12 protein-coding genes and 1 pseudogene are annotated in these 13,483 nt (G+C 72.5%); 3 read left to right on the top strand and 10 right to left on the bottom strand.

Going from position 1 to position 13,483, the window contains the following annotated elements; all coding sequences use genetic code 11:
* Positions 1–56 precede the first annotated feature (56 nt).
* Positions 57–1,253, top strand: coding sequence for an amidohydrolase family protein (locus tag ACBR40_RS11870; protein ID WP_329587698.1), 1,197 nt, complete (start codon positions 57–59; stop codon positions 1,251–1,253).
* Here ACBR40_RS11870 and ACBR40_RS11875 read toward each other — a convergent pair.
* The 4 genes from ACBR40_RS11875 to ACBR40_RS11890 all read right to left on the bottom strand — a co-directional run bounded on the left by ACBR40_RS11875 (position 1,250) and on the right by ACBR40_RS11890 (position 4,804).
* Complete coding sequence (locus ACBR40_RS11875) at positions 1,250–1,600, bottom strand: YkvA family protein (protein ID WP_344208894.1); 351 nt, start codon at positions 1,598–1,600, stop codon at positions 1,250–1,252. The two genes, ACBR40_RS11870 and ACBR40_RS11875, sit on opposite strands and share 4 nt — an antisense overlap.
* A gap of 65 nt (positions 1,601–1,665) precedes the next feature.
* On the bottom strand, positions 1,666–3,084 hold the full coding sequence (locus ACBR40_RS11880) for an amidase (protein ID WP_371248698.1): 1,419 nt from the start codon (positions 3,082–3,084) through the stop codon (positions 1,666–1,668).
* The gene (locus tag ACBR40_RS11885; RefSeq protein ID WP_364457118.1) at positions 3,077–4,054 is read right to left on the bottom strand and encodes an LLM class F420-dependent oxidoreductase; all 978 of its coding nucleotides are present in this window, start codon (positions 4,052–4,054) and stop codon (positions 3,077–3,079) included. Before ACBR40_RS11885 ends, ACBR40_RS11880 begins: the two co-directional genes overlap by 8 nt.
* Positions 4,055–4,135: 81 nt before the next feature.
* On the bottom strand, positions 4,136–4,804 hold the full coding sequence (locus ACBR40_RS11890; RefSeq protein WP_329587709.1) for a TetR family transcriptional regulator: 669 nt from the start codon (positions 4,802–4,804) through the stop codon (positions 4,136–4,138).
* A 157-nt stretch (positions 4,805–4,961) separates the two neighbouring features.
* On the opposite strand from ACBR40_RS11890, the gene ACBR40_RS11895 reads away from it, so the two are divergent.
* Positions 4,962–5,999 carry a hypothetical protein gene (locus ACBR40_RS11895; protein ID WP_371248699.1) on the top strand — a complete coding sequence of 346 codons (1,038 nt, stop codon included), beginning with the start codon at positions 4,962–4,964 and terminating at the stop codon, positions 5,997–5,999.
* 81 nt (positions 6,000–6,080) lie between these two features.
* Here ACBR40_RS11895 and ACBR40_RS11900 read toward each other — a convergent pair whose 3' ends face one another.
* The 5 genes from ACBR40_RS11900 to ACBR40_RS11920 all read right to left on the bottom strand — a co-directional run bounded on the left by ACBR40_RS11900 (position 6,081) and on the right by ACBR40_RS11920 (position 10,018).
* Positions 6,081–7,139, bottom strand: coding sequence for an aspartate-semialdehyde dehydrogenase (locus ACBR40_RS11900; RefSeq protein ID WP_364457123.1), 1,059 nt, complete (start codon positions 7,137–7,139; stop codon positions 6,081–6,083).
* The gene (locus ACBR40_RS11905; RefSeq protein WP_344208906.1) at positions 7,136–8,410 is read right to left on the bottom strand and encodes an aspartate kinase; all 1,275 of its coding nucleotides are present in this window, start codon (positions 8,408–8,410) and stop codon (positions 7,136–7,138) included. The genes ACBR40_RS11900 and ACBR40_RS11905 overlap by 4 nt, the downstream gene beginning before the upstream one ends.
* Before the next feature lie 108 nt (positions 8,411–8,518).
* Positions 8,519–9,073, bottom strand: a complete 555-nt coding sequence (locus ACBR40_RS11910) for a DUF5063 domain-containing protein (protein ID WP_344208908.1) — start codon at positions 9,071–9,073, stop codon at positions 8,519–8,521.
* Positions 9,066–9,665, bottom strand: a complete 600-nt coding sequence (recR, locus tag ACBR40_RS11915; RefSeq protein WP_091088194.1) for a recombination mediator RecR — start codon at positions 9,663–9,665, stop codon at positions 9,066–9,068. The genes ACBR40_RS11910 and recR overlap by 8 nt, the downstream gene beginning before the upstream one ends.
* A gap of 2 nt (positions 9,666–9,667) precedes the next feature.
* Complete coding sequence (locus ACBR40_RS11920; RefSeq protein WP_020543009.1) at positions 9,668–10,018, bottom strand: YbaB/EbfC family nucleoid-associated protein; 351 nt, start codon at positions 10,016–10,018, stop codon at positions 9,668–9,670.
* A gap of 349 nt (positions 10,019–10,367) precedes the next feature.
* On the opposite strand from ACBR40_RS11920, the gene ACBR40_RS11925 reads away from it, so the two are divergent.
* Complete coding sequence (locus ACBR40_RS11925) at positions 10,368–11,879, top strand: GAF domain-containing protein (protein ID WP_371248700.1); 1,512 nt, start codon at positions 10,368–10,370, stop codon at positions 11,877–11,879.
* A 170-nt stretch (positions 11,880–12,049) separates the two neighbouring features.
* Here ACBR40_RS11925 and ACBR40_RS11930 read toward each other — a convergent pair.
* Positions 12,050–13,483, bottom strand: a pseudogene (locus tag ACBR40_RS11930) (DNA polymerase III subunit gamma and tau); the annotation flags it as partial.

The raw sequence follows: 13,483 nt of genomic DNA on the forward strand, positions 1-13,483 counted from the left end.
CCAACGGATACGTCGCAGCTTGTTCGACGTTATCCCGTCGTCGTACGGTTACCTGCGTGACTACGCCGCTGCTCCCCGACCCCGAACCCCGGCGGCGCGACTACGTGATCATCTCAGCCGACGATCACCTGATCGAGCCGCCCGACCTCTTCGAAGACCGACTGCCGGAGAAATACGCCGACGTCGCGCCCAAGGTCGTGGAGACGGAGGCGGGTCACCAGGTCTGGCGCTACGGCGGCGCCACCTACCCGTGCGCCGGCATCGACGTCGGCGCCGGTCTGCCCCGCGAGCAGTGGACGCTCGACCCGGTCCGCTTCGAGAACATGCGTCCTGGCTGCCACGACATCGAGGCCCGCGTCCAGGACATGGACGTGGCCGGCATCTGGGCCGCGCTGTGCTTCCCCGGCATGCTCGCCCAGCAGGCCGGCATGCCGTTCGCCAGGACCCGCGACCAGGAGCTCGGCCTCGCGCTGGTCCGCGCGTGGAACGACTGGCACATCGACGTGTGGGCGGGCACCTATCCCGAGCGGGTCATCGGCCTGCAGCTCCCGTGGCTGCCCGATCCCGACGTGGCCGCCAAGGAGATCCGGGCCAACGCGGCGCGCGGCTTCAAGGCCGTGGTCTTCCCCGAGTTCCCCAACCGGATGCGGCTGCCGTCCATCCACACCGGCCACTGGGACCCGTTCTTCGCCGCCTGCGAGGAGACCGGCACCGTCGTGTGCCTGCACACCAGCGACTCCTCGTGGTCGCCCGTGCCCTCCCCCGACACGCCCATCGAGGCCATCACCACGCTGATGCCCACCACCGCCATGTTCGCCTGCGCCGACTGGCTGTGGTCGGGGCTGCCGCTGCGCTTCCCCGCGCTGCGCATCCTCATCGTCGAGGGCGGCGTGGGCTGGCTGCCGCTGCTGGCCGAGCGCGCCGACTACGCGCTCGACCACCCGGTGGCGGGCGAGGCGTCCTGGGACGGCGGGCTCAAGCCGAGCGAGGTGCTGCGCCGCAACTTCTTCTTCGGCACGCGCGACGACCACGCGCTGTCGGGGGTGCGGCTCGCGGTCGGGCTCGACCACGTGCTCCAGGAGAGCGGCTATCCGCACTCCGACTCGACCTGGCCCGACACGCAGAAGGCCGTCTCGCGCAACCTCGGCCCGCTGCCGCCCGCGGACATCGCCCGGGTGGCCTACGGCAACGCGGCCCGCCTGTTCGGGCACCCGCTGCCGTCGCGGGCCTGGCTGCGCATGGAGGAGATCTAGGCCTCCCCTTCCACCTGGCCCAGGATGATCCGGCGCTCGTGCTCGACGTAGCGGCCGCTCTCGCCGAGGAGCGCGGTCGCCAGCCACAGGAACACGCCGAAGTCGTCGGCGACGCCGATCAGGGTGAGGAAGTCGGGGACGATGTCGATCGGCGAGATGATGTAGACGACGCCGAGGGCGATGAGGCCGAGCCGGCCCTTGCCCATGCCGCCGTAGTCACCGCGCATCACCGCGCGCACCATGCGCGGGATGGCGCGCACCCTGGTCATCAGAGCGGGCGATCCAGGCTTGGTCACCTCGCGGTACGTGCGCCACGCCGCCGCTGCCCGTGCTGCCTTAGCCATCATGTCCAACCCCCTACCCCCGGCTTTTCACGATATAACGCGACGCCGGGGTGAGAGGTTCCTGTCGATCACCGCATGGCGTCGTGCGCGAAGGGCCGGGCCCGCTCGATCTGGGCCGCCACCCGGACCAGCAGATCCTCCCGCCCGTACGCGGCCACGAGCTGCACGCCGACGGGCAGCCCGGCGGCCGTCCGGTGCAGCGGCAGGGAGATCGCCGGCTGGCCGGTCGCGTTGATCGGCGAGGTGAACGCCACCGCGTGCGCCGTACGGCCGAGCGCGAGGGTGAGGTCATCGGCCGGGATCCAGCCGAGCGGGAACGGCGCGACCCCGAGCGACGGCATCAGCAGCAGGTCGTGCCCGGCGCTCCACCAGGCGGCCATGCGGCGGCGGAAGGCGTCCACCCACTGGGTGGCGCGGAGGTGCTGCGCCGCGCTGCGGCTGCGCGCCGCGGCCACCATGGCGGCGTTGCGCGGCTCCAGCTCCTCCGGCTCGACCGGCTTGCCGCGCAGCTCGCCGAGCCCGTCGACCGTGGCGGCCAGGTTCTCGGCCACGATCGCGCCGAAGTGGACGGGGAAGTCCGGGTCGGCGAGCGCTTCAGGGCCGCCGGGCGTCACGTCGTGGCCCAGCGACTCCAGCAGGGCCGCCGCCGCGGCGACCGCCTCCGCCGGCTCGGCCGCCTCCGGGACGTCGGCCCTCGGGTGGGCGGTGAGGTAGCCGACGCGCAGCCGGCCGGGGTCGCGTCCGGCCTCGGCGGCCAGCGGGCCGGGCAGCGCGGGCGCGTCGTACGGGTCGCCCGCGTGCAGCCCGGCGACCACGTCGAGCGCGGCGGCGGTGTCGCGTACGGTCCTGGTGACGAATCCCGGGCAGGAGAAGCCGCTCCAGCCCTCGCCGAGCGCCGGGCCGAGGCTGACCCGCCCCCGCGACGGTTTGAGCCCCACGAGGCCGCACAGGGACGCGGGGATGCGGATGGAGCCGCCGCCGTCGCTCGCCGTGGCCAGCGCCACCATGCCGGCCGCCACGGCCGCCGCGGAGCCGCCGCTGGAGCCGCCCGCCGAGTACGCCGGATCGTACGGGTTGCGGGTCGGCCCGAACGCTGCGGGCTCGGTGGTGATCGTGCTGCCGAACTCGGGCGTGTTCGTCCGCCCCAGGATGACGAACCCGGCCTCGCGCAGCCGCGTCACGCCGTAGCCGTCCCGGGCGTCCTCGACCCCGTCGCGGACCGCCGAGCCCGCCGCGTACGGCTCGCCCGCCTGCCGCCAGCCCAGGTCCTTCAGCAGGATCGGCACCCCGGCGAAGGGCGCCTCGCGCGGCAGGCGGTCCAGCTCGGCCAGCGCCCGCTCGAAGCGGGGGAAGACGACCGCGTTGAGCTCGCCGTCGCGGGCCTCGATGGCGGCGATGGCGGCCTCGGCCAGCTCGCGGGGCGACAGGTCGCCGTTCCTGATCGCCGCGGCCTGCCCGACCGCGTCCAGCCTCAGCGCGTCATGCACGGTCCGCCTCCCCCGCCTTGGGCGACAGGTCGCGTACGGCCTGCTCGATGGGGATCTCGCCGCCGGGGATGGGCGCGAGGATGGGGGTGTCGAGGCCGTTCGCCACGTACTCGCGGATCCTGGCCCGGCACGTGGCGGCGTCGCCGTGCACGATGAGGTCGTCCACCACCTCGTCGGGGATGGCCTTGAGCGCGGCCTGGCGGTCGCCCGCCGCCCACGCCTCGTGCATCGGGCGCAGGAGCTCGCCGCGGCCGAGCCAGTCGTGGAAGGCGGCGTACACGGGGACGGTCAGATAGCTCGCCAGCATCCAGCGGGCCAGCTCGCGGACCTTGTCGGTGTCCTCGCTCACGCACACGAACAGGCGGGCGATCAGCTCGGTGCCCGGCCCGATCTCGGCGCGCACCTTGCGCACGTCGGCGGGCGAGAGCCAGTTGGTGATCGCGCCGTCGGCCTCCTCGGCCGCCAGGCGCAGCATGCGGGGGCGCAGCGCGGCCAGCACGATCTTCGGCGGGGTCTTGGGCGCCCGCTCCAGCTTGAAGCCCTTGATCTCGAACGTCTCGTACGCCTCCGTCACCTTCTCCCCCGCCAGGGCCTTCTTGAGGAAGCGCAGGGTGTCGCGGGTCCGGGCGTAGGGCTTGGTGAACGTGCCGGCGTTCCAGCGCTCGACGATCGCCGGCGAGGAGGCGCCGATCCCGAGCACGAACCGGCCGGGCGCGAGGTCGGCGACGGTGGCCGCGGACATGGCCAGCAGCCCGGGGCCGCGCGTGGAGACGGGGACGATGGCGCTGCCCAGCCGGACCTCGGGCGCCCACTCGGCGGCGAGGGCGAGCGGCGTGAACCCGTCCACGCCGTTGACCTCGGCCGACCACGCGTCCGTGTAGCCGAGTCCGGGCAGCTCGGCGATCAGCTCCCGTGACCTCGCGAGCGAGCGGTCGTAGAAGGGGATGGTCATGCCCCAGTTCTGCGTCATCGGCGCGCCTCCAGAATGATGTTCCGACGAGGCGACCATACCAACCGTTTGGTATGTCCCCCTAGGCCCGCCAGGCCCCCGCTAGGCCCGCAGCTCGTGCACGGCCGCGATGAAGTCCTGCGTGATCCCCCGCAGGCCCGGCAGATGCGACAACCCGACCAGCCGGTCCACCAGCGGCACTGTCACCTCGATCAGCCGGTACGTCCGCGCGCACCCCGGCGAGGTGTCGTGCACCCAGAACAGCACCATCCCCATGGACAGCAGCCACAGCAGCTCGGGCAGCTCCTCGCGCAGCTCGGCGTTCATCCGGTCGGCCGACCCCTCGACGACCTCGCGGTAGAGCGCGATGGACGCCTCACGCGCCGGCGACGACTGCTTGCTGAACGGGCTCAGCGGGTTGGTCGGCTCGGCCGCGTGCTTGAAGAACTTCACGGCGAACTCGTGGTACGGCTCGGAAACGCGGACCCACTCGCGCAACACCCCGCTGAGCCTGGCCGCGAACGATCGCTCGGTGGCCAGGAACTCCGCACAGGCCGCCTCGTGCTCGGCCTGGGCGCGGTCGTAATACGCCTGGATCAACGCCTCCTTGCTGTCGAAGTAGTAGTAGGCGTTGCCCACGGACACCCCGGCCTCGGCGGCGATGGCGCGCATCGTGGTCCTGTCGAAGCCGCGCTCCCTGAACAGTCGCAAGGCCGTCTCGACGATGACCTCTCGGGTGCTCTCCGATCCTCGGTTTCGGGCTTCGGACACGTTCGTCACTGTACGTCGTGAAACGCGGTTCAGTCATGGAGCCGCACGGTGATCACCGCCACAAGGCAAAGTTGCGTCCGCGGCGGGAGTTATCTCAGGTGAATGGTGGGATTGTCGTTTGTGGCGGAAGGGCTATTTCCGCGAAAAAGGCATCGACATGTGGATACGTGGAACAGCTCGACTCACCGTGGTCGCGCTCCTCGGCATTGAGATCACCATAATCGCATCGGCTTCGGCCGCCGCCGCCGCGTCCCACCCCGGAGGGACGCGGGCTGCGGACGGCACGACCGACACAGAAACCCGCTACGGGACACCGCAGCCGGAGCAGCCCGCCTTCCTGACGGCGCTCGCGAACGCGCTGGAGTCCCGGACGGACCGCGCGGCCCTCGACCGCCTCGCGCTTCTCCAGCAGCGCCTGGAGGGGCACGACGGCCGTGGCGGGCCACCGCACGGCGACGCCCGCCTCCCGCAGGGCGACGTGTGGGCCCCGCACGGAGACGGATGGGCGCCGCTCGGCGAGATCCGCGTCCCACGGAGCGACCTCGGCTTCCCGCAGGCCGCCGGCGAGCCCGCGTGGCTGACCGGCGAGAACCGCGAGCACTCGGCGAGCACGGAAGCGGAGACCCTGACGGGCCCGCTGGAGCAGGCCGGCCGCTCGCTGGCCGAGGCCCTGCGCGACCCCGTCCGCACCGCCGTCGTACGGATGCCGAAGGCCCGCCGGCCCGTCGTCCACAGCCGCGCCAAGGTGCTCGACAAGCAGGCCCGCGTGGACCTCACGCGCGTGCTGCCCCGCCAGGCCTCGATCCGCATGTCGCACGCCACGGCGGACGGCTGGCTCAAGACCGCCGGGCTGCGTACCAAGTCGACCGGCAACTGCACGAGCAAGCACCACCACCACTGCACCTCGCTCGACAAGGTGCGCACCGGCACGGTCGCCCAGATCATCCAGCTCAAGCAGGAGAGCCACTGCCCCATCCTGGTGACCGGCGGCACGGAGGACGGCCACGCGCCCGGCCAGTTCAGCCACGGCAACGGCTACAAGCTCGACATCGGCCACAATTCCTGCATCGACCAGTACATCACGAAGAACTACCAGCGATCAGGAGTGCGCGGCGACGGCGCCCGGCTCTACCGCTCGCCCTCGGGCACGACGTTCGCGAACGAGAGCGACCACTGGGACATCCTGTTCCGGTGACAGGCGCACGGGACCCGGACGGTGGACGTGAACGCGAGTGGACGCCGCACCGGTCGTGCGACGTCCACCAATGAAGCGCGACTACAGCTCGCCCGCCACCAGCTCGGCGATCTCCGCCGCGTTGAGCGCGGCGCCCTTGCGCAGGTTGTCACCGCACACGAACAGGTCGAGCGTGTTGGGGAAGTCGATCGCCTGACGGACGCGGCCGACGTAGGTCGGGTCGTTGCCCACCACGTCGAGCGGCGTCGGGTAGACACCGTTGGCCGGGTCGTCCATGAGGACCACGGTCGGCGCCGCCTCCAGCACGCGGTGCGCGTCGGCGACCGTGATCGGGCGCTCGAAGCGCGCGTGCACGGCCAGCGAGTGCGTGGTGATCACCGGCACCCTGACGCAGGTCGCCGAGACCTTGAGGTCGGGGATGCCGAGGATCTTGCGGGACTCGTTGCGGAGCTTCAGCTCCTCGGAGGCCCAGCCGTCGTCCTTGAGCGAGCCGGCCCACGGCACCACGTTGAACGCGATCGGCGCGGGGAACGGCGACTCCTCGGGCAGCTTGTTGGCCAGCGCCTTGCGCACGTCGCCGGCCGCCTGGCCGATCGAGCGGTCGCCGGCCAGCGCCTCGACCTCGTCGTACAGGCGGGCCGAGCCGGCCACGCCCGCGCCCGAGACCGCCTGGTAGGAGGCCACGACCAGCTCGGTCAGGGTGTACTCGGCGTGCAGCGCGCCCATCGCCGCCATCATCGACAGCGTCGTGCAGTTGGGCGTGGAGATGATGTTGCGGGGGCGCTGACGGGCGTCGAGCGGGTTGACCTCGGGCACCACGAGCGGCACGTCGGGGTCCATCCGGAACGTGCCGGACTTGTCGATGGCGATCGCGCCGCGCTCGGCCGCGATCGGCACCCACACGGCCGACACCTCGTCGGGCACGTCGAAGATGGCGATGTCGATGCCGTCGAACACCTCGGGCGCGAGCGCCTGCACCACGACGTCCTCGCCGCGCACCTGGAGCACCTTGCCGGCCGAGCGCGGGGAGGCCACGAGGCGGATCTCGCCCCAGATGTCCTCGCGGGTCGACACGATGTCGCGCATGACGGTGCCCACGGCACCGGTGGCGCCGATCAGCGCGAGATTGGGCCTGCTCATCGTCCGGTACCTCCGTACACCGTTGCTTCCACCTGGTCGGCGTCGAGATCGAAGGCGCGGTGCGCGGCCGCCACGGCCGCGTCGACGCCGTCCTGCCCAACGACCACTGAGATGCGGATCTCGGACGTCGAGATCATCTCGATGTTGACCCCCGCGTCCGCGATGGCCGCGAAGAACGTCGCCGTGACGCCGGGGTGCGAGCGCATGCCCGCGCCGATCAGCGACACCTTCCCGATCTGGTCGTCGAAGAGCAGCGACTCGAACCCGATGCGCTCCTGGATCTTCTTCAGCGCGCTCAGCGCCGTCTGGGCGTCGGCGGCGGGCAGCGTGAACGAGATGTCCGTGCGGCCCGTGGCCGCGGCCGAGACGTTCTGAACGATCATGTCGATGTTGATCTCGGCGTCGGCCAGCGTTTTGAAGATGAAGGCAGCCTCGCCGACCTTGTCGGGCACCCCGACAACAGTGATCTTGGCCTCGCTCCGGTCGTGCGCGACGCCGGAGATGATCGGCTGCTCCATCTCGGTTCCTTCGGTGTAAGGGTCGGAGACGACCCACGTCCCTTCCTTGGTGCTGAAAGAGCTCCGGACGTGGATCGGCAGGTCGAAGCGGCGGGCGTACTCGACGCACCGCAGGTGCAGGATCTTCGCGCCGCAGGCGGCCATCTCCATCATCTCGTCGTACGAGATCCTGGGGATCTGGCGGGCCGGGGGCACGATGCGCGGGTCGGCGGTGAAGATGCCGTCCACGTCGGTGTAGATCTCGCACACGTCGGCGTCGAGCGCCGCCGCGAGCGCCACCGCCGTGGTGTCCGAGCCGCCGCGGCCCAGCGTGGTGATGTCCTTGGTGTTCTGCGACACGCCCTGGAACCCGGCCACGATCGCGATGTGGCCCTGGGCGATCGCCTCCTGGATGCGGCCGGGCGTCACGTCGATGATGCGCGCCTTGCCGTGCGTGGAGTCGGTGATCACGCCGGCCTGCGAGCCGGTGAACGAGCGGGCCTCGTGGCCGAGGTTGGCGATCGCCATCGCCAGCAGGGCCATCGAGATGCGCTCGCCCGAGGTCAGCAGCATGTCGAGCTCGCGGCCCGGAGGCAGCGGCGACACCTGCTCGGCCAGGTCGAGCAGCTCGTCCGTCGTGTCACCCATCGCGGAGACGATCACGACCACGTCGTTGCCGGCTTTTTTCGTCGCGACGATCCGCTGCGCGACCCGCTTGATGCAGGACGCGTCGGCGACGGACGAACCACCGTACTTTTGCACAACGAGCGCCACGAGAGTCTCCCGGTTCGGACTTTGAGCTGCCAGTCTACTTGGGTCGTCTCATGTTCTTGCTGCGTCATACCACTATGTGGACCGATATGCCCGGTAACTGCGGGCCTTTCAGACCGCGGTCGCTTCCCCCGCGGCGTCGAGGGTGGACTCCTCCGCCACGTCGAGACGCGAGTGCGCGGCCAGCGCCTGCAGCGCCCGCATCGCGGCGCCCGCGTGGTTGCCCCAGGTGTTGAAGTAGGAGTACTGCCACCACCACAGCGCCTCGTGCGGCCGCCCGGCGCGGAAGTGCCGCAGGCCGTGGATGAGGTCGGCGGCGACCGCGGTCAGGTCGTCGGACAGCCGGTAGGGGGTGACGCCCGTGTCCTTGTACGGGTCGAACACCTCCGCGTAGTCGTCGACCGGCCCGAGCCGCTCGGCCAGCGCCGTGCGCACGCCGTCGATGTCGGGGTCCTCGCTCATCGGCGGCTCGTAGTTGCCGGAGAGGATGACGTCACGGTTGGCGCCGAGCTTGGCGCCGGCGAGGCTCACCTGAGCGACCTCGACCAGCAGCAGCGACCAGATGGCGTCGCCGCCCTCGCCGCCGGCGACTCTCGTCAGCCCGTCCACGTAGTCCTGCGCGTGCCTGGAGATCTCCTCGGCGAGCGTGCTCCACTCGTCAGACATCCAGCAGCCTCCGTCCTTCGAACGCGCGGCCCAAGGTCACCTCGTCGGCGTACTCCAGATCGCCGCCGACGGGCAGCCCGCTGGCCAGTCGTGTCACTTTGATGCCCATCGGCTTGACCAGACGGGCGAGGTAGGTCGCCGTCGCCTCACCCTCGAGATTGGGGTCTGTGGCGAGGATGAGCTCGGTCACCCGGCCGTCGGCCAGGCGGGTCATGAGCTCGCGGATGCGCAGGTCGTCGGGGCCGATGCCGTCGATCGGGCTGATCGCGCCGCCGAGCACGTGGTAGGTGCCGCGGAACTCGCGCGTCTTCTCGATCGCCACGACGTCCTTCGGCTCCTCGACCACGCAGATCACGTGCGTGTCGCGCCGCGCGTCGCGGCAGATGCGGCACTCCTCCTCGGAGGCCACGTTGCCGCACACCCGGCAGAAGCGGGTCTTCTCCTTGACCTCCAGCAGCGCGTGCGCCAGCCGCTTGACGTCGGCTGGATCGGCCGCGAGCAGGTGGAACGCGATCCGCTGCGCGCTCTTGGGACCGACGCCGGGCAGCAGGCCCAGCTCGTCGATCAGGTTTTGGACGACCCCTTCGTACATGCCTAGAACCCTGGCAACTGTCCGAGGCCGCCGCCGCCCAGCCCCTGCGCCAGCGGGCCGAGCTTCTCCTGCTGCAGGTCGGCCGCCGCGCGCACGGCGTCGCGGACGGCCGCGATCACCAGGTCGGCGATCGTGTCGGCCGTGTCCTGCGGGTCGGCGGCGTCGATGACGCTCGGGTCGATCTTCAGCTCCAGCAGCTCGCCCGATCCGTTGACGACGGCCGTCACCAGGCCACCGCCGGATGAGCCCTCGATCTGCGCGTCGTTGAGCTCCTGCTGGGCGCTCACGAGCTGCTGCTGCATGAGCTGGGCCTGCTCCAGCAGCTGCTGCAGGTTGACATCCCCTGGGTTCACCGTCGTGCGCTCCTCGTGGCTCCGCGTTCGTGACTGCCACGAGCCTACGGTGTTTGGGCGGCGACATGCACTGCGGGACGCCCCATGTTTCGTCACCGGCCCGCTCGCGGGCCATGACCGTGGTGCTGACCGTGGTGTTATTGGCCGGATCCCGGCCCCCCTCCAGTGTCCGAGACCCGGCCATCACGCCGGCGGAGCGGCCGCACCACGCCGACGCGTCGGGCCAGAACGCTAGGCGATCCAACGTTGCACACACGTTGCGCTCGTCCGGACACCCTCCGCCATCACCGATCGGGTTGCGCAGCCCGGCCGCAGGGCGGATGCTCTAGGTGACTACTTGGAGTGACCGATGAGTTACGCCCCTCCCGACGCTTGCTCCCGCCTTCTCCACGGGCCCCACGAAGCCGCGGCCACCGGCCGGGCCTGGCCCGACCCGCCCCGCGACCTCATCCGGGACTCCTGGCGCCGCTCCCTGGCCGCCGGAGTCGACGTCGAGGCCGCCGGCGCGCCCCTCGTCTGCGATCCCGCCCAGCTCGACGACATCCGCCGCGCCCATCCGCTGCACCCCCTGCTGCCGCTGCTCGCCACCACCCTCTCCGGCCTGATCGGCGACACCGGTCACATCATGATCGTCAGCGACGGGCAGGGCCGGGTGCTGTGGCGCGACGGCGGCGCCGCGGTCCTGCGCCGCGCCGACCGGGTCGGACTGTCCGACGGGCACGAGTGGGTCGAGTCCGCGGTCGGCACCAACGGCATCGGCACCGCGCTCGCCGCCGGCCGTCCCGTGCACGTCTACGCGGAGGAGCACCTGATGCGGGTGCTGCGCGTGTGGTCGTGCAGCGGGGCCCCGATCACCGACCCCGACTCCGGCCGGATCATCGGCTGCGTCGACGTCAGCGGCCTCTCCCGCTCGCTCCATCCGGCCACGGTCGCCCTCGTCGGGGCGGCCGCCAAGCTCGCCGAGAGCCAGCTCGCGCTGCGTATGCACGAGCGCGACGAGCGGCTGCGGCGGCGCTACGAGTCGCTGCGGGTGCGGCCGGGCGTCCTGCTCTCCCCCACCGGCCGGGTCATCTCCGGCGACCCCGGCGGGCGGCTCGGCGAGCGCGTGCCGCTCTGGGACGACACCGCGCCGCCCTCGGAGCGTCTCCCCGGGGGCGGGCGCGGCCTGCTCCGGCTGCCCGCCTCCGGCGGCGAGCGCCCGAGGCCGTCCGGGCAGCGCATGATCCTGCGCGACGGCAGCGTGGCCGTGCTGGAGCCGTTCTCCGACGGCTACCTCCTCCGCACCGTCCCGGCCGCCGCGCCGGCCACGCTCACCCTGTCGTTCCTGGGCGAGGGCGTGCCGTCCATCACGTTCGGCGAGCACGAGCGCGCCCTGTCGCTCCGCCACGCCGAGATCCTGGCCCTCCTCGCGCTCCACCCCCACGGGTTGACGGCCGAGCAGCTGTCGTTCCACGTGTACGGCGACGCGGGCAACCCGGTGACCATCCGGGCCGAGATCCACCGGCTGAGGGCGCAGCTCGGCAAGGCCGTCTCCGCCAAGCCGTACCGGCTGGCCTGCCCGGTGGAGGCCGACTTCCTCGTCCTGCGCCGCAGCCTGGCCGCCAGGGACGCGGCGGCGCTGGCCCGCGCCTACAAGGGGCCCCTGCTGCCGCGCTCCGAGTCGCCCGAGATCCGCCGCGAACGCGACGAGCTAGAGGCCCAGGTCCGCGCCTGCCTCCTCCGCCACGGCTCGCCCGAGCACCTGTGGGCGTACGCGCAGACGTGCAACGGCCGCGACGACTACGAGATCCTCGAACGCCTCGCCGCACTCCACCCCACGGACGCCCGCGCCGCCGCCGCCCGCACCCGCCTCCTGCCTTGAGAGGGCACGGCCCCGTCAGATGTGGTCGGCAGAGGGACCGCGGGGCGTTCGGGCGTGGTCAATTGAGGGGGCGCGGGCCCGTCAGGTGCAGCCGGCAGAGGGGACGCCGGACCTTCAGACATGGCCGATCGAAGCGGCGCGGGTCCGTCTATGCGCCGATCGCGGGGCCGTCAGGTGTGGTCGATCTCGCCGATCACGCGGGCGCCCAGCTCGCGTTCCAGGAGCGCCATGCCGGTGACCGCGTCCACGTCGGCGTCCGCGTCGTTGAGCGGGTCGACCTCGTCCGCGTCCGGCCCCTTGGCGCGCCCGGGGACGACGTCCGGCCAGGCGGCCGCTCCGCCCCGGCCTCCCGACGACCGGGGGCCTGCCTGGGCGGCCGCCTTGGCCGCCGAACGGGCGGCGGCCAGACCGGCGCTCGGCGTGGCGCCGACCGGCACCGTACGGGTCGGGTCCGGCGTAGGCGGCAGGCTAGGTCCGGGGTCGTCCGGGGCGTCGGGCCAGGACTCGTCCGTGGTGGGACGCGCCGGAGCCAAGACCGCGACGGCCGCCGCCGGAGGCTGCCCGGGGTCCTGAGCCCCCTGGTCGTCCTGGGAGCCGGCGTGCGAGGACGTACGGCCCTGGTGCCCCGCCCCGCCCTGCTGGGCGGGAGGGGGGCTCTGGACGTTGGGCGCGGGCGGCGGGTTGTACGCCGGCTGCGCGGGCGGACGCCCGCCACCGCGCCCGGACGACGACGACGGCGGCGGCCCGTTGCCCACGACCGCCTCCACCCGCCAGGTCCCGCCGAGCACGTCGCTCAGCGCGCTGGCCACGACGGCGTCCTTGCCTCCGCCCGTGAAGTTCTTCATCGCGCCGACCTGGCTGAACCCCAGGGTGACCACGTTGCCTTCGACGCCCGCCACCTGGGCGTTGGTGCTCACGTTGGCCCAGACGACGATGCTGCGCTGCTTGAGCGCCGCCAGCACGGCGGGCCACTGCTGCTGCATGACCGCCGCCCCGGCCCCGGCCTGCCCGCCTCCAGCGGGCGCAGCCTGAGCGGTCGGCGCGGGCGCGGCAGGAGCGGACGCGGCGGCCGGTGCGCCGGGACGAGCCGGCTCCGGCCAGTCGTCCGCCGCGACCGGTGCGGAGACGGAACTCTGGTCACCAGCCGAAGCCCCGCCACCCGCGTGCGCCGAGGCCGCCTGATCCGGGGAGGCGTCCACCTGCGGCCCGCCAGGGGCCGGAGCAGCGGAACCACCGCCGGAGGCGGGCCCCGCGGCGGCCAGGCGCGCGGAAGCCGCGCCGGGCCGCGGAATCACGACCCCACCGGCTGGGACGCTGGGCGCGGCCGTGGGTGGGGCGCTGGGCGCGGCCGTGGCGCGGGCGGCCATGGCGGCGACGGTGCCGCCGCGCTCAAGGCGTTCGAGACGGGCCAGCAGCGCCGCCTCCCCCTGCGCGGCCCCCGGCAGCAGCACCCGGGCGCACATCAGCTCCAGCAGCAGCCGAGGCGACGTCGCACCGCGCATCTCGGTCAGCCCGGCGTTGAACACCTCGGCGGCCCGGGTCAGCTCGGCGGGCCCCATGGACGCGGCCTGCTGCACGAGCCGCTCCAGCTCGTCGGCCGGCCG

It is taken from the genome of Nonomuraea sp. AD125B (assembly GCF_041402765.1).
GTDB classification, from domain to species: Bacteria; Actinomycetota; Actinomycetes; order Streptosporangiales; family Streptosporangiaceae; genus Nonomuraea; species Nonomuraea bangladeshensis.

What these genes read in the sequence shown, in the direction of transcription:
- ACBR40_RS11900 (WP_364457123.1), bottom strand. Translation starts at nt 7,139, where the DNA reads ATGAGCAGGCCCAATCTCGCGCTGATCGGCGCCACCGGTGCCGTGGGC.
- ACBR40_RS11925 (WP_371248700.1), top strand. Translation starts at nt 10,368, where the DNA reads ATGAGTTACGCCCCTCCCGACGCTTGCTCCCGCCTTCTCCACGGGCCC.
- ACBR40_RS11895 (WP_371248699.1), top strand. Translation starts at nt 4,962, where the DNA reads ATGTGGATACGTGGAACAGCTCGACTCACCGTGGTCGCGCTCCTCGGC.
- ACBR40_RS11875 (WP_344208894.1), bottom strand. Translation starts at nt 1,600, where the DNA reads ATGATGGCTAAGGCAGCACGGGCAGCGGCGGCGTGGCGCACGTACCGC.
- ACBR40_RS11885 (WP_364457118.1), bottom strand. Translation starts at nt 4,054, where the DNA reads ATGACGCAGAACTGGGGCATGACCATCCCCTTCTACGACCGCTCGCTC.
- ACBR40_RS11910 (WP_344208908.1), bottom strand. Translation starts at nt 9,073, where the DNA reads ATGTCTGACGAGTGGAGCACGCTCGCCGAGGAGATCTCCAGGCACGCG.
- recR (WP_091088194.1), bottom strand. Translation starts at nt 9,665, where the DNA reads ATGTACGAAGGGGTCGTCCAAAACCTGATCGACGAGCTGGGCCTGCTG.